This is a genomic window from Mariniblastus fucicola (assembly GCF_008087665.1).
Classification (GTDB): Bacteria; Planctomycetota; Planctomycetia; order Pirellulales; family Pirellulaceae; genus Mariniblastus; species Mariniblastus fucicola.
Window position 1 is genome coordinate 434,168 of sequence record NZ_CP042912.1, and the last position, 23,377, is coordinate 457,544.

General features: G+C 54.8%; 14 protein-coding genes. 8 read left to right on the top strand and 6 right to left on the bottom strand.

Annotated elements, in window-relative coordinates:
- Positions 1–65 precede the first annotated feature (65 nt).
- The 3 genes from MFFC18_RS01655 to MFFC18_RS01665 all read right to left on the bottom strand — a co-directional run bounded on the left by MFFC18_RS01655 (position 66) and on the right by MFFC18_RS01665 (position 6,549).
- Positions 66–2,120 (bottom strand): alpha/beta hydrolase family protein, encoded by a 2,055-nt coding sequence (locus MFFC18_RS01655; RefSeq protein WP_084417162.1) that lies wholly within the window; start codon positions 2,118–2,120, stop codon positions 66–68.
- Positions 2,121–2,356: 236 nt separating this feature from the next.
- Positions 2,357–3,769, bottom strand: coding sequence for an undecaprenyl-phosphate glucose phosphotransferase (locus tag MFFC18_RS01660; protein WP_075084885.1), 1,413 nt, complete (start codon positions 3,767–3,769; stop codon positions 2,357–2,359).
- Positions 3,770–4,005: 236 nt separating this feature from the next.
- A complete protein-coding gene (locus tag MFFC18_RS01665) occupies positions 4,006–6,549 on the bottom strand; it encodes a hypothetical protein (RefSeq protein ID WP_075084884.1) in 2,544 nt (847 codons plus the stop codon).
- 197 nt (positions 6,550–6,746) lie between these two features.
- Between MFFC18_RS01665 and MFFC18_RS01670 the strand changes: the two genes are divergently transcribed.
- From MFFC18_RS01670 to MFFC18_RS01690, 5 genes are all read left to right on the top strand, one after another.
- Entirely contained in the window at positions 6,747–8,279 is a 1,533-nt protein-coding gene (locus tag MFFC18_RS01670) for a sigma 54-interacting transcriptional regulator (RefSeq protein ID WP_075084883.1), read from the top strand.
- 91 nt (positions 8,280–8,370) lie between these two features.
- Complete coding sequence (pyrE, locus tag MFFC18_RS01675; RefSeq protein ID WP_075084882.1) at positions 8,371–8,916, top strand: orotate phosphoribosyltransferase; 546 nt, start codon at positions 8,371–8,373, stop codon at positions 8,914–8,916.
- Between the two features lie 106 nt (positions 8,917–9,022).
- A complete protein-coding gene (nadD, locus tag MFFC18_RS01680) occupies positions 9,023–9,634 on the top strand; it encodes a nicotinate-nucleotide adenylyltransferase (RefSeq protein WP_075084881.1) in 612 nt (203 codons plus the stop codon).
- Positions 9,635–9,688: 54 nt separating this feature from the next.
- Positions 9,689–9,958 carry a hypothetical protein gene (locus tag MFFC18_RS01685; protein ID WP_075084880.1) on the top strand — a complete coding sequence of 90 codons (270 nt, stop codon included), beginning with the start codon at positions 9,689–9,691 and terminating at the stop codon, positions 9,956–9,958.
- 5 nt (positions 9,959–9,963) lie between these two features.
- Positions 9,964–11,001, top strand: a complete 1,038-nt coding sequence (locus MFFC18_RS01690) for an ankyrin repeat domain-containing protein (protein WP_075084879.1) — start codon at positions 9,964–9,966, stop codon at positions 10,999–11,001.
- Between the two features lie 73 nt (positions 11,002–11,074).
- On the opposite strand, the gene MFFC18_RS01695 is transcribed toward MFFC18_RS01690, so the two are convergent.
- Positions 11,075–12,487, bottom strand: a complete 1,413-nt coding sequence (locus MFFC18_RS01695) for a DUF1501 domain-containing protein (RefSeq protein WP_075084878.1) — start codon at positions 12,485–12,487, stop codon at positions 11,075–11,077.
- A gap of 117 nt (positions 12,488–12,604) precedes the next feature.
- Positions 12,605–15,136 carry a PSD1 and planctomycete cytochrome C domain-containing protein gene (locus MFFC18_RS01700; RefSeq protein WP_075084877.1) on the bottom strand — a complete coding sequence of 844 codons (2,532 nt, stop codon included), beginning with the start codon at positions 15,134–15,136 and terminating at the stop codon, positions 12,605–12,607.
- A gap of 372 nt (positions 15,137–15,508) precedes the next feature.
- On the opposite strand from MFFC18_RS01700, the gene MFFC18_RS01705 reads away from it, so the two are divergent.
- From MFFC18_RS01705 to MFFC18_RS25180, 3 genes are all read left to right on the top strand, one after another.
- The gene (locus MFFC18_RS01705) at positions 15,509–18,889 is read left to right on the top strand and encodes a protein kinase domain-containing protein (RefSeq protein WP_075084875.1); all 3,381 of its coding nucleotides are present in this window, start codon (positions 15,509–15,511) and stop codon (positions 18,887–18,889) included.
- Between the two features lie 165 nt (positions 18,890–19,054).
- Complete coding sequence (locus MFFC18_RS01710) at positions 19,055–19,702, top strand: RNA polymerase sigma factor (RefSeq protein WP_075084874.1); 648 nt, start codon at positions 19,055–19,057, stop codon at positions 19,700–19,702.
- Positions 19,695–22,370 carry a vWA domain-containing protein gene (locus tag MFFC18_RS25180; RefSeq protein WP_157665164.1) on the top strand — a complete coding sequence of 892 codons (2,676 nt, stop codon included), beginning with the start codon at positions 19,695–19,697 and terminating at the stop codon, positions 22,368–22,370. Before MFFC18_RS01710 ends, MFFC18_RS25180 begins: the two co-directional genes overlap by 8 nt.
- A gap of 149 nt (positions 22,371–22,519) precedes the next feature.
- On the opposite strand, the gene MFFC18_RS01725 is transcribed toward MFFC18_RS25180, so the two are convergent.
- Positions 22,520–23,377 carry a DUF1559 family PulG-like putative transporter gene (locus MFFC18_RS01725; RefSeq protein ID WP_087149659.1) on the bottom strand — a complete coding sequence of 286 codons (858 nt, stop codon included), beginning with the start codon at positions 23,375–23,377 and terminating at the stop codon, positions 22,520–22,522.

Sequence of the window (23,377 nt, forward strand, 5' to 3'; positions counted from 1 at the left end):
TTCATCGAAAACAGTTCACAGGCTGGAAGCCTATGCCACCTTCAGGCTCAATCCCCGCGACCTTTCTAATCAGCAAACCGCTTGTTGATCCACTGGGAGATCTCTTTCAGGGCTTTCGGTGCAAACGTCTGTTCGATCGCCATGTACTCACTGGGCGATCCGGATTCGCAAGTCTGAAACAGATGATTTAGCCCGGAAAGCTGCTCGATCGTCACATCTTGATTGCCTGATTTGGCCAAGGCCGCTTTGATCGGAGGCAGATTCAATTTCGGATCCACCTGTAGGTCTTTTTCCCCGATTAAAACCAGAGTCGGGCACTTTGTTTTCTCCAACGCCGGCCCGGGCTCGTATTTTGCAAAGTAGCGAAACCACGGCGTGTCGAGTTGGCGAACGGCGACCTCGATTTCGGGAACCAGTTCGAACTTTTCCGCGTCTTCGCCCATGACTTCGGCTGTTTTCGCTTCGAACTGTTCGTAAAAGTCATCGTTTGTTTCCGGTTGAGACTTCAGCAGCTCAAACGCGAGTTCGAGAATCTTCTCCTGCATCTGAAGTTCCTCTTCGTCGGCGGTTCCGGAAGCTTCCGCGATCAAGCGGCTTTGATTGATCACGACTTTCACTCCATTGACGCCCGGCGGCGCGAGAAGAACAACGCCCGCAACGTCGTCGCGACGTGCAGCGATCATCGGTGCCAGCAAACCGCCTTCGCTGTGACCGATCAGGATGATTCGGGTTGGATCCACATCGCGTCGCCCCTTGAGGTAGTCGATCGCGGCTTCCACGTCGGTCGCAAGATCCGCCGAAGTTGCGCCTTCGAAAGTGCCCGTAGACCTGCCGACGCCACGCTCGTCGTAGCGAAAAACTGCGATGCCGTTTCGCGAAAGATGATCGGCGACGACCCAAAACGGTTTGTGATCGGCAATCGATTCATCGCGATCCTGCGGGCCAGAACCGTTGATCAGAATCGCAACCGGAGGCTTGTCTTTTTCTTTCGGCACGGTCAGCGTCGCGGCCAGTTTGATGTCGGCAGCGGAGTTTTCGAAAATCATTTCTCTGACTCGATACGGAAACGGCCCCTTGGGCGTTTGCGGTCGCTCCGGAGCTTTCGGAGGCCGGGTTTCATCGAGCGAAACTTGAGTCAGCTTCAGATCGAACTCGCCGCCGGCCTGCTTCCACTTGCCGTCGATCGTTTGCATGTCATCCGACAGCGTGCCGACGTAGAGTGCTTTCGAGATCGGAACTTCGACGGTGATCGTACCATCGGCACCATGCTCGACCGTGCAACTGAGTCCAAAGATTCTCTCGGAGTAGGAATCGAGCTTGGCAGAAAGCTTCTCGTCTTCGTCCTGGAAAACTCGGAACTGAAAATCGAACTTCCTGCCACCGGCATCCATTGTTCCTTGCCAGGTCTGAATGTGTGTCGTCGGTTTTGCCTTCTCGCCTTTCTCAAACTTTAGCGGCATCGACTGACCGGCTTGCACAAAGGTTCCTTCAATGGTCCCTGCTTCTGCATCGATTTTTCCTTCGTATTTGACGGCCAGTTTCCTGATTTCGAAAGACAGAGAATCTTCATCGCGTGTGATCGAGTCCGGTACCATTTCCGCGTTGCCCTGATCGATGGAGATCAGTTTTGCTTTCCAGCCGTCTGCATCCGGAGTCATCTCCAATTGCAAACGCAGCTTCGCAATCCCGGCGTCGAGCACGCCTTTCCAGATTTCCGTTGGTTCATCGACAGCGGGTTCATCGGCAGTGGTCTTGGTGAATTCCAGCGGAAACCCCGCGCTGACGACTCCTTTGGCTGTCATGAAAATGCCGCTGAACTTGCCGGAGTTCGCGTCGAGCTTGCCGTCAAACTTGTTGAAAGATTTCTCGTACTCGAACTCGAAAGACAGCGACGCTGCGTCCCGGACAACTTCATCCAGAACGATTTCCGCATTGGCGGGCTCAAGGTAAACCAGTTTGCCGGAAAACTTTCCGTTGGCTTTCGGATTCAGCTCCAGCCGCATCCGGATTTCCTTGTCGCCTTCGTAAGTCATTGCGCCGTTCCAGGTTTCGGCCGCATTTTGTGCAAATGTGGGGCAGCAGGCGAAAATCAGAATTGCAAACGAGAGGATGGTTTTCATGAGAAGGTGGCTCGAAACGAAACGGAAGTTTGACGTCGAACTACTCTACCAAATTGAACGCGGCAAGTTTCACCGCGACCTCGCAGGATTGGCTGCGAACCTGGGCTGGGTTTGGTAAATGATTTTCATGTCGTCAACGCGGCCAAGCATGAGCGGCACGGCGCTAGCCGCCGTTAAAAAGCGCAACGGACCGGCGGCCAGGGCCTTGCCGCTCACATTTACCAAGCAGTGCCCAACTAATACGCGTTTTGTCGCGAGAACACTACAAACAGCGTCTTGAACATGATCTTCAGATCCAACCAGATCGACCAATCACGAATGTATTTGTGGTCGAACTTGATTCGGGCTTCCATTTTGTCAATCGTTTCGGTTTCGCCGCGGCAGCCGTTGACCTGAGCCAGTCCCGTCATGCCAGGTTTGACTTTGTGACGCAACATGTAGCCCTCGATTTCCTTGCGATAGTACTCGTTATGAGCGGTCGCATGCGGACGTGGTCCGACCAGCGACATCTGGCCAGATAGCACGTTGAAAATCTGCGGCAGTTCATCGAGAGATGACTTGCGGATGAAGCCACCGATCGGAGTCAGTCTCGAATCGTTCTTTTTCGCCTGGACGACTTTATCGCCATTCTCGCAAACCTTCATGCTGCGGAACTTCCACACATCGATCTGCTTGCCATCAAGCCCATACCGTTTTTGCTTGAACAGAATCGGACCTTTCGACGTCAGCTTCACCGCGGCCGCAATCATCAGCATCGGAATACCGACGATCATCAACGCCAGCGACGCCACCGAAACATCCAGCAATCGTTTCAGAAAGCCGTCGACGCCGAAGAGCGGATTTTCGAAAACGCTAACGACCGGCAAGCCCTGGATGTCGGTCCAGCGTGAGTTCAGCATCTGGAAAACGAACAGGTCGGGAACGATGTAGACCGAAGCCGTCGTATCAGTCAGCTCTCCGATGATCGATCGAATTCTGTCTTCGGCTCGCATCGGCAGCGTGATGAAAATGACCTGAATCTCGCCAGATTTGGCGGACTCAACCAGCGAGTCAATCTTTCCTTCGTTGCGATCAATCGGCGCGGGAAGTTTCTTCAAACGATCCACCGGTCGGTCGTCATAGAATCCTGAAAACGTCATTCGCAAGTCAGGAGTCGCAATTACGTTTTCGGTCAGTTGTATACCGAGATCGTTGATTCCGACGACGGCGAACTTGCGGGTACCGATTCCGCGGCTTGCCTGATAACGACGGAACCAGCGGATTACGACGCGTACCGAGAGTGCAATCGCGAGAGTTAGAAAGTACCACCATACGATCGCCGGACCGGAAATCTCTGTGGAGTAAACGCTGAAGCGTCCCAACAATGTCAGCGAGGCAATTGTCATCGCCCACGATAACCCAGCGCATCCGATCTCCTTGAAGAATCCCAGTCCGTGCCAACGGCGGTACAGCCCAACGACCTCGGCGAAAATGTTGAACAGGCCAATCGCGATCAACGAAACCACGATCGTGGACTTGCTGTTGAACTCGGGAACGAAACGGACCAACAGCCACAACCCGCCGACGATCGAAATCGCATCAAGCAGTTTCAAAGTCAGCGATGGGGAGACGGCTTCCTGGCGGCAGTGATTGTCAGTTTGCTTTTTCATTTAGGTGACCAGCAGAGGTGGCTTTAAGGGCGGGGCCAAACTGTAGGTCGTGTTCGTAGCGGCGAAGTTTCAGGGCGCAAAACCCTCGGCGTTTTGACCGTTTTGCCGGCAAAAAGGAACGGTTGTAGCGGTTTTGTCAGCAGCGCTCGCGCAGCAAAAAGCCCGCCGTACTTCTGGGGCACGGCGGGCGAAACGACGTTCCCGAGACCAATGCTCGGGCGTCGAGCGAACGCTCTTTAACGCCATTTCAAAACTTGAAACACGCCGTCTCCTGCCCGCATTTTGTTTGGCAACGCGATCAGGCGATCACGATAGATACTCATCAGAATCGCAGACGCGAGAAAGACTCCGCCGCCGACCATCATGGCGACCGAGGCGTTTTGCAGCTGGTCAGGAATTCGAACCAGCGTCACCAGCGATCCAATAAAAGTCAGCATCAACACGCCGCCGCAAACGGTTGTTGAGCGGATGCGACACAGCAGTCCCGAGCCCAGTAGAATCAGGCTGCCGGCAATCGTCGCGATCTCATGGAACAGTCTCCATTGTGTTTCCGGCGACTCCGCGACGCGATAGAAAACCAGCCCGCTCGCCAGCGGTAGCGCGATCAACAGGCTGCCTGTGAACAGGCTGATCGAGGCAATCATGTCCGCATCGGCGTCGTCCTCTCGCAACCACGCCAAGTGACCGAGCCCTACCAGAATGGCTCCTCCGACCAGGCAGCAGATCTCGCCGCGATGCCAAGCGTTCATGTCCAACAGTCCATCGAACACGCACAGACTGCTGCCGACAATCGCGAGGATCAGAGTCCGGAATACGGTTCGCCAAAAGTTATTCCTGGTCAGAAAACTGGCCAACACAGTACAGCCCAGCGTGCACAGCATCACCACCATCAGCGTGCCCGTAATCTCTTCGCCAACCCAGCGACTCATCCCCAACAGCACTGCCGCCAAACCGGCTTGGGCGATGATAAGGTTCGTCGCCATCGCGATTGGCTTTTGCTTGATCATTCCAGCAACTTCAACATGATCGCCAATGAAGTGGTGAAGCAATTTGATGGACGTAGCCACGATCATCGGAGCAAGTATCAGGCAATGGCCCAAATTGAAACCAAGATGAACTCCCCAGACCGTGAGGCAGGCGACCGACGCCAGGAGAGAAAGCACCTGGTTCAGTGCTGCCGAGTCTCGTCGCGATGCTACGAGGAAAGCGACCGCGGCAGCTCCCAAAACGATAGCCCAACCGGCATGTGTTGCCATCAACAATCCAAAAACGGTACTCGCTGCGAACAGAAACAGATGCGTTAGCGTCATCGTGCAAGCCACGTTGCCGAACAGTGAGCTTCGTTTGTCGTCGCCGGGAGCGAACCAGAACGCGAAACCAATCAGAACCGGGATCACCGAAACGGCTACCGCCAGGCTTGGCGTTGGGATAACGTTCTGAATCCAAACGCCTGCCCACAGCGCCGTCATCGCGGCAAGGGCTCCGATTGCCGAGAACGTTGCGACGGTTATTCCTGAGTTTTCCCGACGTTTTGACCCTTTTCGCGTGTTCCACGCAAGCGACCACGATGCGGCTGCGGTCAACGCGTACTGCAAAACGTTCCACCATGCGATCGGCTTTACAAACGCGATCGATACGCCACTGAGGTGGACTACGATTTGGAAACCGGCAACGATCAAGAGGCACACCACGGCTGCTTGTGACCACAAAAGCGGCAACGTTTTGCTTTCAAAAGGTCGTCCGTTAGTCGAGCGACGCCGAGCGATTGCCTGGCCAACATTCGCGACAATGACCAACCCTGCCACAACCGAAGCCAGTAACGTTCCGGTGACCGGGATGGCCAACAGGTTCACGGTGATCGCGACGGAGAAAGCACCCAGGCTCAGTGCTGCAGCATGGCAGCGATTGGACTTGCGGAGAAACCCCTGCACGAACATGCCAAGCGCCGAAGCCGACACCATGCCTAACGCCCAGATTTTCTCGTTCGTCGAGATCGATGTGAGTGCCCAAAAGCTGTCAACCTGTCCCAAAAATGAACTGACGATGAACGAAGCAAATCCACTTGCGACCAGCGCCAGGCCGCTGACGACCACGATCATGCCGGAACGAAAAAACGCGGCGCCAAAATTCGAGCGTGAGAATTTGGATTTACCTTCCGCAAAAAGTCGCTCTGCGAACACGCTGCCCCAGCCGATCGCCAACAGGAACTTCGCCGGCGGCAGCCATTCCCAAAACCTTCCGATCGATAGATCTGCGAGAAACAGCATTCCGGTCAGCACGACTCCGCCAACCATCGCGTAGACAAACGTCGCATCGCGAAGGGCTCTGGCGATACCCGCGTACAGCACGCAGCACATCGCTGCCGGAATCCAAAGATGTCCTCCTTCGGCCAATGTGATCAATCCCTGTGCATCGTAGAGCCAAAGGTTCAGTGGTAGCGCGACGGCGCCCAGCAACGTCAGCCATCGTCCAGCCAGTTGATGACGTGTCTTGAGCGTCAGCGACATTCCGCCAGCGAGCAAACTCAGCGTCGCCGCACCGGCAGCGACCGCGACAACAATCGGATTCTCGAAAACGCCAACCGACCACAGCCAGATGACCAGACCCAGCATCAGCAAGCCGCTTCCGCAGGCCATCATCCATTGCAGCGACTGCGGGCTGAGGATTTGCTCGATGAAGCTAATTCGTTTTGCGTCGTTCGTTGCGGAAGATTCGTCGTCGAGTTCCGCAGTGTAGATCTGTTCGGTGCCGGCGAGGTCCGCCGAATTTTCAGGTCGCATTGTGCTTCTCCCAGAAAGAAACTTGTTTGATTTGCGTCCGTTAAAAGCATCCGCGGTGCCAATCGTTCAAGATTGTCACTCCGGCAAAAAACAGCCGTATTTGTCGAGGTTTTTGCGAATTCTGGCAGTTGCGTCTGAATCCTCGCCGTACACTAAATGTCGTTGCGATAATCCGATTGTGCATTAAAGGTACAACTGTGTCAGAAGTTCGAAAGTCCGAAAAGCGTCAGTTGGAGCTGTTTGCCGAGCTCGCGACGTGCAATCCGTTTCTGCCGCGGCGAATGGAATTGGAGAAGCAGGTGCTTGGCAGCAAGTTCGAGGAGGACGGGATCGCCTGGAGTCGCCGTCTCGAATTCACCGACCGCGAACGTTTCAATGTTACGCGCTTGACTGACGCTGCGACGGAACTGATCGACAAGGTGCAGCAGCAAGTAGCATCGGGAAAAACGCTGTCGAGCGAATCGCTGAAGCACTATTGGTATGTCGTAACCTACGCATTGCTCTATCGCCATATCGTTTACCAGGATCCGGCTTCGCTACGTGATCCTGACAGCACGGCCGCGATCTGGAAAGAGTTTCGCAGTGACTACAGTCGCCTGGTGAATCTGCCTGGCCTCTCCGACGAGGTGGCTCAATCTCCAGGCCATCTGTTCGCGATTCTGTGTCAGATCCACCGAGCGTTCTTCAATATTTATTCGTTCATTCTTGGCGAGTCACTACCGTCGGTCGAGCTGCGCGGAAAAGTCTGGCAGTCGATTTTCACTTGTGACATTGATCGCTACCGCCGCAGCCTGTTTGACCGAATGAGCGGACTGACTTCATTGATCACCGGTCCATCGGGAACGGGCAAGGAGCTGGTTGCCCGAGCGATCGGGCTGTCGCAGTTTATTCCGTTTGATGAGAAGCACAGTCGATTGAAGGCGCCCGACGAAACAAGCTTCTTTCCACTGAACCTGTCGGCCATGTCCGCCAACTTGATCGAGTCGGAACTGTTTGGTCATCGAAAGGGCGCCTTCACCGGAGCGATCGTCGACCGCAAAGGCTGGCTGGAGCTTTGTCCTGCTCACGGAGCGATCTTTCTGGATGAACTGGGCGAACTCGATCTGGCGCTGCAAGTGAAATTGCTTCGCGTTGTGCAGCAGCGGCGTTTCTCACGGATCGGTGCCACAAAAGAAAGAAACTTTTGCGGTAAGATTATCGGCGCGACCAATCGTGACCTTGATGAAGAAATGAAGTCCGGCCGGTTCCGCGAAGACTTGTACTACCGCCTGTGTGCGGATCGAATCGAAACGCCTTCACTTCGTCAGCAGCTTGAGCATCGCCCGGAGGATCTGTACTTTCTGATTCGGCACATCGCGACCGGGCTCGTTGGCGACGATTCTGATTCGCTTTGCAGCCAGTCAATGGAGTGGATCGAAGCCAATCTGGGATCGCACTATCCGTGGCGAGGCAACTTTCGCGAACTGGAACAGTGCGTTAGCAGCATCATGATTCGCGGCGAATACGTTCCCGGGCGATCGGCCAAGGTCGATTCTTCCGAGCAAGACGATTGGACGCGCGACGCGATCAAGACATCTTTGACGGCGGACGAATTGCTGCAGCGATATTGCACGTGGATGTACTTTCAAACCGGTGGCTATGAAGCCGCGGCGCGGAAGCTGAAAATCGATCGCCGGACGGTGAAAGCCAAGGTGGATCAGGCCATGTTGGAACGGCTGAAAACAGGCTAAAATGGCTTTCTGGTCGGGATGTTTTGTTCCGGCGAGACCTGCTGAGGCATGACGCTTCCGCCAAATTTTTACTTAGCCATGAAAGCCCGTTTTGTACGACCGCGATCGACTCATTCAGCTTGTCAAAGATCATGCCCTCAAGTTCGGCGACTTCACGCTCGCGTCGGGTAAGCAAGCCAAATTCTATCTGGACTGCCGCAAGTTGACGCTCGACGGCGAGTCCGCCAACGTGATCGCAGCGGGCATGCTGGACGTGATTGGCGACGATTTGCCGGACGCGGTCGGTGGCATGGCGATTGGTGCCGATCCGATTACCGCGGCGGTGATCACGGTAGCCTGGCAGCAACAGAAAAACATCAAGGGCTTCATCGTTCGCAAGCAGGCCAAAGAGCACGGCATGCAGCAGATGGTGGAAGGACCGGTTGAGCCGGGACAGCGAGTGGTGATGGTCGAGGACGTGATCACGACCGGAGGCAGTTCGCTTCGCGCGATCGAACACGCTCGGAACTTTGGTCTCAAAGTCGACCGCTTGATTACGATCGTCAACCGCGGTCCCGAGTCGGAGAAGATTTTCGCGGATGTTGACGTGAAGTTTTCAGCGTTGCTGAATCTGGAAGATCTCGGCATCGAATCCTAGCGTCGCCTGCAAACGGTGCAAAGGTTTGCAGCCTGTGGGCTGCATGTCCGCAAGCTGGAAGCTTATGCCACCCAAAACTCTCGGCTGATTAACCCAAGAAATCATTATGCGAATCGGCGTCTTTGGCGGATCCTTCGATCCCATTCATCTTGGCCATTTAATCCTGGCCGAAAACTGTCGCGAACAGTCCAAGCTCGATCAGGTTTTGTTCATGCCCTGCGCTCTCTCGCCGCACAAGCTCGCAGGAGCTCACGGAACCGATCGGCAACGACTGGAAATGTTGGATCTGGCCATCGGCGGACATCGTGACTTCGTTCGCAGCGACCTCGAAATCAAACGCGGCGGAATCAGCTATACCGTGGACACGCTTCGCGAACTGGAATCGCAACAGCCCGGCAATGAATGGTTCTTTCTGATGGGAGCTGACTCGCTGAAGTCGTTTGCGACATGGCGTGAGCCGGAAGAGATCCTGAAGCTCGCCAGGCCCATCGTCGTCGGACGTCCGGGATCGGGGCCGGTTGATCCTGGCTTGCTGGAGCCGCTATCCTCATCCGCCTACGTTGAAACGTTGCGTGAGCTTTCGGTAGAGAGTCCGCTGATCGACATCAGCAGCACGAAGATTCGCCAGCGAGTTGCGGACGAACAGAGCATTCGCTTTCTTGTTCCGCGAAGCATCGAACAATATATTGTGACCCAGAAAATGTATCAGGTGGCATAGGCTTCGGGCCTGTGATCAAGTTTCCCTCGCCGGCTCAATGAAAGTTTGAATTCGATGTTGAAGTACAAAGATTTTGTCCCTGAAGAAATCGAAGCTCCCGGCTTCTTCAAGGAAGGCCGACATCAAAGTTTCGACCACGCGGTCGAGGAAGCAAACAAGTGGCTTGCGGAAAATCGAATCGCGCTGGTATCGATCGAAACCGTGGTTTTGCCCAATATTTGGAGCCGTTGGGAAGAGGGATCTGGTGACGCGAGCCTTGGCACCAGCAGCGACGCTCCCAGCCGCTGGCACCAGTTTATTCGCTGTTGGTACAAAGACGTTTAGCAATCATGGATGATGCCAAACTGAAGCTATTTCTCGATCACATCAAGAAAGGCGAAACCGAAGAACTGCTAGCCGCGCTGCTGTCGGCGCCGAATCGAGAGGAGTTGCTCACGGCGACGATTCAATCATCGGACCCGACCGGTTATTGCATCGGCAAGGACATGAACCTGTTGCAGTTCGCATCGTTTCGGAACTGGAAAGCTGACTCGTCCGAAGTTCTGCTGGAACTGGGCGCGACGATCGACATTCATTCGGCTTGCGGGACCGGTCGCGTCGACGATATCAATCGGTTGTTGGCCGCGGATCCGACGGCGAAAGATTTGTTGATCGATACGTTTGCTCCGATGCAGTACGCAATTGTGTCGGGCCAGGTCGCCTCCGCCAGGTGTTTGTTGGAACAGGGTGACAATCCGAATCGCGAGATCGACAAGGTCGCCTGGTTCGCATGGGAGAACGATGCGGTGGCTCTTGGCCAATCCGATTGGCGGTTGATTCACATGGCTTCGATTTGGTGTTTGAAGCCTGATCGAATCGAGTTGGCTCGCGCTCTGCGTGACGCAGGAGCGGATTTGAATGTGGCTTCACCGCTGGATGGCTATCGTCCGATTCACCTTTCGGCGGTGCCGAACCAGATTCAGATGATGGAGTTTTATGTTGAGAGTGGCGTTGACGTCGACAGCCGTTCGGCAGATCGCCCCGGCATTAACGTTCCCGGAGAAGAGATGCCGTCACCTCACGGCGGACACGATTGGACTCCGCTGATGATTTCCTGCGGCGAAGGGTTTGCCGACGGAGCACGACGTTTGGTGGAACTTGGAGCAAACGTTAATTCGCAAAATTCGCTCGGGCGGACGCCACTTCACATCGCAGCCGGCGGCTTTTGGAAAGAAAACGAGTCGGTTTACGCGGAGATTGTCGAATTGTTGTTGGCCAACGGAGCGGAGCGTGAAACGCAAGACAGCGGCGGCAAGTTGCCGATCGATTTCGCCAAAGAGAAACAGTACGCGTCGGTCGAGCGTCTGTTATCCAGCCCGGTGGCATAGGCTTCCAGCCTGTGATTGCATTTCACCGTTCCACTCTCCCGTACACCTCTCACGAAATGCCAACCCAGACTCTCTACGCCAAAATTTCCTTCACCACGTTCGCTTCTTCCACACCCGTCAAACGCATGTCCAGGCCCTGGAACTTGTAGGTAAACCGCTCGTGATCGATGCCCAGCAGATGCAGCATCGTCGCATGGAAATCGTGAACCGTAACTTCGTTTTCAACCGCGTTGTAACCTAACTCATCTGTCGCACCGTAGCTGATGCCGGGCTTCACTCCGCCGCCGGCCATCCAAAGCGAAAACCCTTTGATGTGATGATCGCGCCCGCTGCCTCCCTGGGACATCGGCGTGCGACCAAACTCGCCACCCCAAATCACAAGCGTGTCTTCCAGCATCCCCAGCCGCTTTAAATCTTCGATCAAAGCCCACGATCCGCGATCAACCAGCTTGGAAACTTTCTTGATGCCGCCTTCAATCCCGCCGTGATGGTCCCAGCCGCGGTGATAGAGCTGAATGAAACGCACGCCGCGCTGAGCCAGCCTTCTGGCCAACAGACAGTTACTCGCGAAAGATCCGTCGCCCGGTTTGGCGCCGTACATGTCCAGCGTTTCCTGGGACTCATCGCTGACGTCCGCCAGATCCGGAACGCTGGCCTGCATTCTGAAGGCCAACTCGTACTGCGAAATGCCCGTTTCGATTTCCGGGTTGTCGACCAGTTGATTGCGAAGCTGATTGAGCCCGTTGACCGTGTCGATGACGTGGCGTTGGTCCGCACGAGTCACTCCTGGCGGATTGCCGACATGCATCACGGGGTCGCCTTTGGACTGAAAATAGACTCCTTGGTAACGGCTTGGCAAAAACCCGCTGTGCCACTGCCGCGATGCGATAGGCTGCGACTGTCCGCCGCCTTCGGAAGCCAAAACCACAAAGCCCGGCAGGTCTTTGGATTCGCTTCCCAAGCCGTATTGAATCCACGAACCCATGCACGGCCGACCGGAAATTTGTGTTCCGCAGTTCATGAAAGTGTGGGCCGGATCATGGTTGATCTGTTTCGTTGTCATGGATCGAACGATCGCAATGTCGTCGGCAAGTTTGGCCATGTGCGGAAACTGATCGCAAATTTCCTGACCGCTTTGTCCGTGTTTACTGAACTTGAATCGCGGCGCGTAGCAGTTCAGTGGTTTGTTTTGCAACTGAGCCAGCGGTTGGCCTTTGGTGAAGGCTTCGGGCATCGGTTTGCCGTCCATCTCGGCCAGCTTCGGTTTATAGTCCAGCGTTTCCAGGTGCGAAGGTCCGCCGGCCATACAAAGAAAGATGACTCGTTTGGCTTTGGCCGGAAAGTGCGGCTGGATGTTGGGTCCGAAGGGGCTGTCCTTCTGTGAGACTTCAACTTTGTCGTCGGCCAGCAGTTGACTCGCGAAAGCCAGTGAGCCGATGCCGACAGCGCTGCGGTTGATGAACGTTCGGCGGTTTAGATTATTCATGATGATTCAAATCGAAAATGTTGGATAGGCTTCTAGCCTGTCATCAGTTGTGGCGGTGAAATGACGGTTTGATGTTCGTCCTGCGCGATCACAGGCTGGAAGCCTATGCCACCTTTTTCAGTGTCGCGAAATTGTCTCGTACGCATTCAGCATCGCCCGCGCAACCTGAGTCCACGCAGCCAACTCTCGCACGTCGATTCCGTCCGGCACCGATGATTCCCCGACCGCAAGCAACGCTGTTGCATCGGCTTTCGCATCGGCAAACCGTTCCTGTTGATTTTCATAAAGCTTGACCAGCAAATCGATCTCGCCATCGAGCGGCTTTCGCCCAACGGACTCCTGCCATGCAAATTCAATCTTCTGTTTCGTATCGCCCTCGAACTTCATCATTCGAATTGCCAGGCCGCGGGCCGCCTCCACAAAAATTGGATCGTTCAGCAGCACCAAAGCCTGCTGCGGAATGTTCGAACGGGCTCGACTGGCAACGCACTCTTCACGCGTCGGCGCGTCGAAAGCCAGCATTGTCGGGTGCAGAAAACTGCGACACCAAAACGTATACAGACTCTTGCGGTACAGCTCGGATCCGTCGCCCTGAGTCCACTTTCGTTTCGGAAAATTCAAATGCTGCCAATAGCCTTGCGGCTGATAAGGCTTCACGCTTCTGCCGCCAATTTGCGACTCATTCAGCAACCCGCCAAGCTGCAACGCCGTGTCCCGAACGAACTCCGCATCGATTCGCCATCGCGATTGACGCGCGTACCAAAGATTCGCCGGATCTGCTTCCTTAACCGACGAATCCGCAACGGAACTTTGACGATACGTCTGGCTCATCACCATCAGCTTCGCCATCCGTTTCACATCCCAATCCGATTGGAACTCAGCCGCCAGCCAGTCCAACAGCTCCGGATGCGTCGGCGGTTCGCCCTGCCCTCCAAGGTCGTCGAGATTGTTTGAAAGTCCTCGTCCGTAGAAAATTTTCCACAGCCGGTTCACGAAAGTCCGCGACGTCAGCGGGTTGGCAGGATCCACCATCCATTTGGCCAAATCCAGCCGCGTCAGTCGCCTGTCGACGCCCTCAAAGCTGGATGGCAGAAATTCGGGAACCGCCGGAAGGACCACTTCTCCGGACTCATCCATCCAGTCACCGCGATTTTTGATTTTCGTCATCCGCGGCTTTGGCAACGCATCTGAAACCAGCATCGACCTCGCATTGTCCCGGACTTTCTTGATCGCGGCCTGCAAATCCGCTGCTCTTTTCTTGATCGAAGCAAACTCGCTGGACGCATCGAGAAATGCATCGTCGAGCTGTTTTTGCTGTTCCGCCGAACGCTTGTCAGCAGCGATCTTAACAATGTCCTGCAACGAACTATCTGTTTCATTAACTTTGGCGTCGGATCCTTCTGCATTCTGAGACTCGACTTCTTCGGTATCTTCCACCAACGCTTTTTCCCACTCCATTTGCAGCTTCTTTCGAGCGTCGGAACCATCGCGAAACGCGGCCTCTTCGCCCTTTGCGGCAGCCAAATCCTTTTCCAGTTGTTGAAGCTGAGCTTTCTCCTGATCGGTATACAGGTAGAGGTTTTTGACGCGTTTACCGACAGGCGTTTCCCGGATGTCGGAGAAGAAAGCGCTCATCGCGTAAAAGTCCTTGGCCGTGATCGGATCGTATTTGTGATCGTGACACTGAGCACAGCCCATCGTCTGCCCCATCCAGACTCCGCTGACATTGCGAACGCGATCGGCAGCGTAGATGGCGATGTACTCTTTCGGTTGAGCACCGCCTTCCTGAGTCGTCTGCAGCAGACGGTTGTATCCCGACGCGATTTTTTGCTGCGTCGTCGCGTCGGGCAACAGGTCGCCCGCAAGTTGCTCGATCGTGAATTCATCGAAAGGCTTGTTCGCGTTGAAGGCGTTGATCACGTAATCGCGATAGGCGGAAACTTCCATCGAATTGTCGCTGTGGTAGCCGATCGTGTCGGCGTAACGAACGAGGTCCAGCCAAAACACGGCCATGCGTTCTCCGAAAGCGTCCTCGTTGAGCAATCTATCGACAAGGTTCTCGTAGGCGTTCGGCGAATCGTCGGCAAGGAACGTTTGGATCTCTGCGCCGGTTGGTGGCAATCCGGTTAAGTCCAGCGAAAGTCGACGGATCAGTGTCACGCGATCGGCTTGCTCAGAAGCGGCCAGTTTCTGTTGTTCGAGCCGTTTGCGAATCAGCACGTCGATCGGCGAGTCATCTTTTGCGGTCAGCTCAATTTCCGGTTTGGCGATCGGGCGATAGGACCAATGCTGTTCGTAAACGGCACCCTGTTCGATCCACTGGCGAAGCTTTTCTTTCTCCTGATCACTGAGTGTTTTATGAGAATGCGGCGGCGGCATGACGATGTCTTCTTCGTCGGCGACGATCCGTTGCCAGGCTGCCGATTCGTCAAGCGATCCAGGCGTAATGGCATCCATCTCGATTGCCGCGTCGCGCTGGTCCAGCCGCAAACCGGCTTCACGAGTCTCTTCGTCGTTGCCGTGACAGTGAAAGCACTTGTCAGAAAGGATCGGCCGAATGTCGCGAGTGAAGTTGACTTCCTGCGCGGGCAGATTTTCGACGGCAACCAAAAGGCAGAAGATCAGGATGGGCGAGAGAGAAAGCTTCATGTGCTTTGTCGCAATTGAAGTTGGTGGTATTAGTTGATCGCTGGTGCGACGTCACCGGTAGGCCATTTTGGCAACGTTCGATGGCTTTGCGCTATCGCTACGTCTATTCTAACCGTCGGCTGGAGGTCAAAGCCACGTCAGCTTGCAGCCATGGACAGCTCAATTTTAGCACTGAATTCCGCACGTCGACCACAAAAGGAAGCCTCGGCTTTCAACAACCAGCATCCTACGACTATGCGGCCGGCAGCAACTATTTCGAAAAAAATCTGACTTGGGGTGTCAGGCCGCTGCGTTCTACCAGTGTCCGAAGCAGTTTGCTTTTTGCGACCTCTCCCGGCACGATATCAGTTATCTCCTCCGCACGGAAATCCCATGAGCACGCTCTGCCCTGATAAAAACCGCCTGGAATCGTTTTCACAAGGTCGGCTTACCGAAGAGGACAGCGATCTGCTGATCGTTCATTTGCAGGATTGTGAATCCTGTCAGCTGGATTTGGAGACGATCGATCAATCGAATCCGGCTGATACTTTTATCGGCGAGCTACGCAATGCTGCGGATGAAGCGGCCGACCTGATTCAGCAGGAACCTGAATTTCGCAGCGCCGCGGTGAAAGCACTCGCCGCGCTGACCGAAGCCAACCATAACGAAGCGTTACCGCTGCCGGATTCGATTGGCGATTACGAGATCGTGCGACCAATCGGCCGGGGCGGAATGGGGCGAGTGTTCCTGGGGCGACACACAAAGCTCGGCCGACAGGTTGCGATCAAAGTCCTGGCTCCGCATCGTCGCTGGGATCAGCGAATGCACGAACGGTTCGAGGCCGAGATGCGAGCCGTTGGTGGATTGAACCATGCGAACATCGTTGCGGCTTACGATGCCCGAGACGTCGATGGCGTTGCGGTGCTGGTGACCGAGTTTGTGGAAGGGCTTGATGGCAGCGATTTGCTTAAACGCAAAGGTCGTTTGGAAATCGCGAACGCGTGTCGAATCGGCGCGGAGATCTGCAAAGCACTGGACTACATCGCGAAAATGAATCTGGTACATCGTGATGTGAAGCCGTCCAACGTGATGATTGACGACGCGGGGAATGTAAAGCTGTTGGATTTGGGTTTGGCGCGGATCCAGAGCGTCGAAGAGGGCGAAGAGTTCACTGCGACCGGTCAGGCGATGGAGACGGCTGACTACGTTGCCCCAGAACAGGTTAATGACGCTCGCAATGTCGACGTGCGAACGGACTTGTATGGTTTAGGCTGCACGCTGTACAAGATGATTGGAGGCCGGGCGCCATTTGCGATCGCACAGTATGCAACACCGTTTGCGAAAATGAATGCTCACGTCTCCTATGTGCCGGCAGCGCTTTCGCAACTGCGTGATGATGTACCGAAAGAACTTGAACGGCTCGTCCATCAGTTGTTGGCGAAGAAACCAGAGGACCGTCCAGGGGCAGCAAGTGAAGTCGCCGATCAGTTGGAGGCTTTCGCGAGCGAATCAGATTTGACTGCGATGGTGAAAGCAGCCCGAGCCTTGCCTCGCATGGATCACCGATTCGAGAGAGCTACCGATCTTAAGATCGAATCGCCGGATCAAGCCAATCCACGAGGTTTGTTGTTTCGTCGCGTTCCATTCTGGGCGACGGTCGGGTCAGTATTGGCTGCGGTCTGTGCGGGCATGTTGTTGCAGATCGCGATCACAGTTGAAAAACCGGACGGGACCAAGGCAAACGTGGTGATTCCTGATGGCTCAACGGCTGTTGTGGATGCTGAAGGCAACATCACCCTGAAATTGGCTGACGGTTCAACGGCTGGCTTGATTGGGAAGTCAAACGTGAGCCGTGCTTCCGATGCACCTGAAAAGAGTTTGAAGAACCTTCCCGCTCAGGTTGCGATTAAGGAGGTTGAAGAGCTGTTACAGGGAGAACCTGCTCCTATGCAACAACTTACGGAGGTGCCTGTTTCGGACGAAACCCTCAATGGGCTGCAGCCAAATGATTGGGTCGATGTTTTGACCGTTCCTGTGTTTAGCAATGGCGTGTATTCTCCAAGCCAATTAATTGCAAGCGGAGTGAGGTTTGACGGCTCAATTGAATCGATACTCTCCAAACGCGATTTGTTGTTGCCGCTCACTGCCAGAGATCGAACCTTGAGAGCCCATGCTCTGGCTATGGGGCACCGATTAACTTGCCAAGCGCACGATGTCGAAAACGTTTTGAAGAACGATCGCTACCAGTTGCAGGGCGTTTGGAGTGGCCGTCTCCCAAACGACGTTCCGTTCGCATTGGCGTTTCACAACAATCGGGTGATTTTTTTCGCTCCCGGCGGATACCAAAAAGCGGCCACGTTTGATGTCGAGTCATTAAAGGACGGCGGGCACGCACGTTTGCTACGCGTCATTGGATCGGATAACAATTCCGCACTGACAAGCGAATGGGATAAAGCCATGTACTGGTTTGGGCAGAAAAGCGATCATCTGCAAGCCGATACGGTTTTTGTCGCGTCCAACAGTCTCAAAGGAATCATCACCAAGCTGACTCGTGTGGGCAATGCGAGCAATGATGTGGAGTTGGCGGCGACCCGGTTTTTGGACGATCTGAGAAACGAACCCGTCAAACTTTCCGTGCAGGTCGTAGCGAAGGTTGTGCGAAAGCCTGTCGAAGAAATCGTTGACGGGCAAAAGACGACCCGATTTGTGGATGATTTGTCGAAAGTTGACTACGACAAAACTCCCATCATCACCAATCGCGATTTCGTTTCGATACGAGTGTCAGAGGAGCGATATGGGCCGACGCTGTATGTTTCCCTTAGCGAATTCGCTGGCGACAAATTGCGATTCGTCACGAAGTCCAGCGTCGGGCAGCACTTGGCGATTGTGATCGACGGAGAAGTCGTCATGGCACCAAGGATCAACTCTGCGATTGGAAGTGAACTTGCCATTTCTGGTGACTTCACAACTACGCAACTTCAAAAAATGGTGAAAGATCTTGTTCCGCTTTCTCGGCAAGATCGGCGGACTCAATCGGAAGACAAATTGCGGCAGTTGATGCTGGGCGTGTTGAACTACGAATCCGTGAATCAGAAAATGCCAGCTGCCATTCATAAAGTCGATGGCTCCAAACAGGTGTTTAGTTGGCGAGTTGCGATCCTGCCGTTTATTGGCCAGAAAGACTTATACGGGAAGTTCAAATTCGATCAGCCGTGGGACAGCGCTCACAACATGCAGGTTGCGGCCGAGATGCCAGACGCATTCAGGCTGCCCGGAGAAAACCCAGAATCGATTTCGACGCACTACCTTGCCGTCGCCGGTGAGCACACGATTCTGGCGACTGACAAGCCTGTAGGATTCGGCGCAATCACCGACGGAACGTCCAACACGATTGCTATGGACCAGGACGAGAGAGCCGTGATTTGGACCAAGCCCGATGACTTTCAAATCGACACCCGAAATCAGGATGCCGACAAACCCATTCGCGATCTGTTGCAGCAACAGGATCCTTTATTTACCTTCGTCAAAGGTGACGGTGAGGTAGTGACGATCTCGCGAGAAAAATTGGGAGTGGCACAGTTGAGAGACATGCTGATTCGAGATGACGGGCGCGTCATCGATTATGACTTAATCTCCAATCCGGATAATCCCTTTCGAAGTCGCAACAAAAACATCTACAACGACCCTGAGCCAGTTCAGAAGGGCAACATTTCTGCGGAACGTGAGTCTGGAGTGGTTCAGGAGGGATTGCCGATAGAAGTGCCGTTCAAGTGAATGCTTGATGTCGTTCCGGATCATGGGGCGAGCTGCAATTTGCCCATAAATCTTCAATATGCCAACGGATAACGGACTTTTCTAGTTTCTGCTGTAACGTTTTGCCCGCCACGCCGTAATCCTGTCGAATGGTGATACGAAAACGCCGTGAGAGGGAAAACGGATATGAATTTGACGAAAACCGGGGCCAGGCCGCCTGACGAAACGAGGTCGCGAAAACAGTTCGTGATCGATGCCTTTGATCGCTACGAACGTCAACTGACGGCGTACGCACTGAGGTTTTTCGGCGGGCGAGACGGCAATCTGCATGCGGCGCGGGACGTCGTTCAGTTCACCTTCATGAAGCTCTGTCAGCAACGCCCGGAAAGCATCGCTGACAAGCTGGCTCCATGGCTGTACACCGTTTGCCGCAATCGGATCGTTGATGAAATCAAAGCCAGCCAGAAACGACCGCAGCTAAGCGAACAACGGGCGACGCAAATCGGTTCGACATCGCCAGACCCGGCGATGCAGTTGGAGATCGACGACTTTCTCGAACGACTGCCGCAGCTGTTCGGCGGATTGTCGGAATCCGAACGGGAAGTCATCGAGCTTTGGTCGCAAGGGCTGCAACCGATCGAGATTGCGGAGGTGATCGAGAAATCGGCGGGCAACGTTCGAGTCACGCTTCACCGCGGCATCAAAAAGCTACAGCGACATCCTGAAGTTTCCCATTGGCTGGAACGCGCGACCGGCCAACACGAAACATGCAGGTCGGCCTTGAACGGCAGCAAACTTAACACGGCATCCACGACAGGAAAAATCAATGAATAACAAACAGCGCAACGAACAGGAAGAACTGAAGCTCGCTGATCGCACAGCCAGAGTGCTTGAATCGCGACAGTGCGAGTCGGGCGAAGACGAAATGACTTTGGAGCTTGGTCGCCTGCTACGGCAATCGGTTGCTCAGGATTTGCCGGAGTCCAATGATTCGCTTCGGGAGCAACTGATGATGGAGTTGGAGGGCGATGCTGCGCCGACTGCTCCGGTGAAGACTGTTTTGCCAAAGCAGACCGACCGCGGTACGCGAAAGCGTTTTTGGATGAGCCTGGCGGCAGGGACGCTGGTTGCTGTTGGTGGCTGGTGCATGTACTCGTGGCAAGGAGCGCCGGTTGCCATGCAGTCATGGTACGAGACCGCTGAGCCTCCACTCGTTCCTGCGGTGGAACCGAATGAGGGTCACGATGGTTTGGACGTAAGAGGGCTACTACTTGAGAGCGATACTGTTAAATCGGAGCTAAAGGGCCAGTTGAACGAAGTGATTGACTCAGATTCTTTGGCGAGTGCCGGTGAAAGAAAATCAGTAGAATCTTTTAAGCAGCTTTCTGAATTCAAAAACGCAATGCTGTCGAAATCGGACGGCAAACAATCGGCAAGCCTGGGACAACAGCAAGGCGGGCAAGGAAACGGTCAGCAGGCCGAAGGTCAAACCGCTTTTTATGGCTTGGCGATCGCACCTTCTCAGGGCGAAGGACAGGGACAGGGACAGGGACAGGGACAGGGACAGGGACCGGGACCGGGACAGGGACAGGGACAAGGACAAGGACAAGGACAAGGACAAGGACAAGGCGAGGCGCAAGGACAGCTCGCCGGCGAGCAGGGTCAGTCTGGTCAGCAAATGATTGCAGGCATGGGCGGCATGGGCGGTCCCGGAATGGACATGGCCAATAGCGCCAGCGGTCCCGGCATGGGCATGGGCGGAGGAGGACTTGGAGGCGGCGGAGGCGGATTCGGCGGAGGAGGACTTGGAGGCGGCGGCGGAGGACGTGGCAGTGATTCTCTTGCTCGCGGTCGTTCCATGATGCGAGCGATGCAGCAGATGGCTGGCCGCAGCCCAACAGACAATTATGCCAAGGACGGCAAACCAACTGCGGGCAGGCGATTCGAACCATCGTTTGGACAACCTGCTGAAGAATTCGGACTCGATTTCGCAGAAGAAAGCCGCGAAAGCGTCTCACGTCACGGTTACTTTCGCCGCGACACACGCAACGAGCAGTACACTCCGATCCACGAAAATCAGTTCATCGCCGCCACAGGTGGGGCTGCCATCTCGACCTTCTCGATCGATGTCGACACGGCTTCCTACGCCAACATGCGACGCTTTTTGAACTCAGGCCAATTGCCACCGCGGGATTCGGTTCGCATCGAAGAACTGGTGAATTATTTCCAGTACGACTACCCGCAACCCAAAGGCGACGATCCGTTTTCAGTCAACATGGAACTGGCGACTTGCCCGTGGAACGAAACCCATCAGCTTCTGCGAGTCGGTCTCAAAGGCAAAGAAATTCACGTCGCCGAACGGCCTGCCACGAACGTGGTCTACCTGATTGACGTGTCGGGGTCGATGAATTCTCAGGACAAACTGCCCTTGCTCAAGCGTGGTTTCCAAATGATGACCAAGCAGTTGGGCGAGAACGATCGCGTTTCCATCGTGACGTATGCCGGCAACGCGGGAGTCGCGCTCGAACCGACCAACGGCAGCAACACCAAAACGATCAACGAAGCCATCGAGCGATTGTCGCCCGGCGGATCAACGCATGGCAGTGCGGGAATTGAACTGGCCTACAAACTGGCTCAGCAGAAGTTCATTACTGGTGGCGTTAACAAGGTCATCCTCGCAACTGATGGTGACCTGAACGTTGGAATCACCGACGACAATTCGCTGGTGAAGTTGATCAAACAGAAAGCTTCCGAAGGCGTGTTCCTGACGGTGCTTGGGTTTGGAACCGGCAACCTGAAAGACAGCAAGCTTGAGCAGTTGGCCGACAACGGCAACGGTCACTACGCCTACATCGACAGCAACCGTGAGGCGCATCGGGTTCTGGTTCAGCAGCTTTCGGGTTCGCTGGTGACGATCGCCAAGGACGTGAAGATTCAGATCGAGTTCAATCCGGCCGAAGTGAAGAGCTATCGTCTGATCGGTTACGAAAATCGAATGCTGGCGACGAAAGACTTCGACGACGATCGTAAAGACGCGGGCGAAATCGGAGCCGGCCATACGGTGACGGCGATCTACGAGATTGAGCCAACCGGAGGCGTTGCCGAAGCGTTGTTGGCGCCGCAAGGTTTGAAGTATCAGGTGCCCGGAGCGGAAATCGCCAAACCTGCTGACGATGGAGCAGCCACGAAGCTTTCCGATGCCGCGGCGTCGGGCGAGTTGGCAACGTTGGCGCTTCGATACAAGAAGCCTGACGAAAACGTGAGCAAGCGAATCGAGTTCGCGATCAAGCACGATGACAAGAGCTTCAGCAGTGCTTCGGAAGATTTTCGTTTCGCGGCCAGCGTTGCCGGGTTCGGCATGCTGCTGCGTGGATCGGAGCACGCCGGAAGTTCAACGCCGGAGATGATTTTGAAGTTCGCCAGCGATTCGATTGGCGACGACGCGTCCGGTTATCGGGCAGAGTTTGTGGACCTTGTTCGCAAAGCCTGCTCCATTCGATAGTTCTCGCTGTTGCACACAGCGGCGATGCAGTTTTCGATTTGCATCGCCGCATTTTTTTTGTCAACTGTTCCGGCGACCGGGTTGAGAGTGACCGCTATGGCGTGGTGACTGATAGCCAATCATGAAAAGTGCTCCATCGACTTGATCGGCTAGAAATTTCGACTGCCCATCATGGCTCCGTCGGAACGATTGCCAAGCGTTTCATAAACGGTCTGGTTGATGGTGTTCGAGACGCTTTGAACGGAACCGTCGGCGAAAAGGAAGTTGCTGGTGCCTGGATGCGGGCTGCTAAAGCCTCCGACGTGAGTTTTGGGTAGTGCGGCGATTCCGCCCATGCCGTACTTTGCGTTGAATTCGGCGTAGTCCAATAGCTCACCCGTGTTCCGCAACGTGGCACGTGTTCCCGAGAGCCAACCGAGATCGCTGACGTCGGCAATAAATTCTCCAATGAGAAACGTATTGCTGCTTCCGTCGTAGATGTCACCGTAGGTTACAGCGCTGTTGAGGAACAGCAATCCATTGTTGTCGACATCGATGGGAGCCTCGACGCTGTGATGACAGCCAGCGTAATGGCTCAATCCGGCAGTTCCTCCCATGCTCATTGTTGTCGCCTGCGAGGGGCATTGAAATACAATCATTTGCGTCGCACGAGCAGGCGCGTTGACAGCCGAATAGGCTCCTGAATCAATGTCGACGTTGTCGGCGACTCCGTTCTGTTCCAGAAATCTCAGCAGATGAATCGTCCAGCTCACATGCTGGCCGGTGGCCACGTTTTGGATTGGGCCCGTTTTGTCGATAACTCCAGGCGGCAACGCTCCAAACGAAAACTCATAGTTGTGCATCGCCATCCCCAGCTGAGCCAGGTTGTTCAGGCAAGCCGTTCGTCTCGCTGCTTCCCGGACCTGTTGGACCGCCGGCAAAAGCATTCCGATCAGGATGCCGATGATGGCGACCACGACCAGAAGTTCGACCAGCGTAAAGCCACGTTTTGTTGATGCCAATTTCAT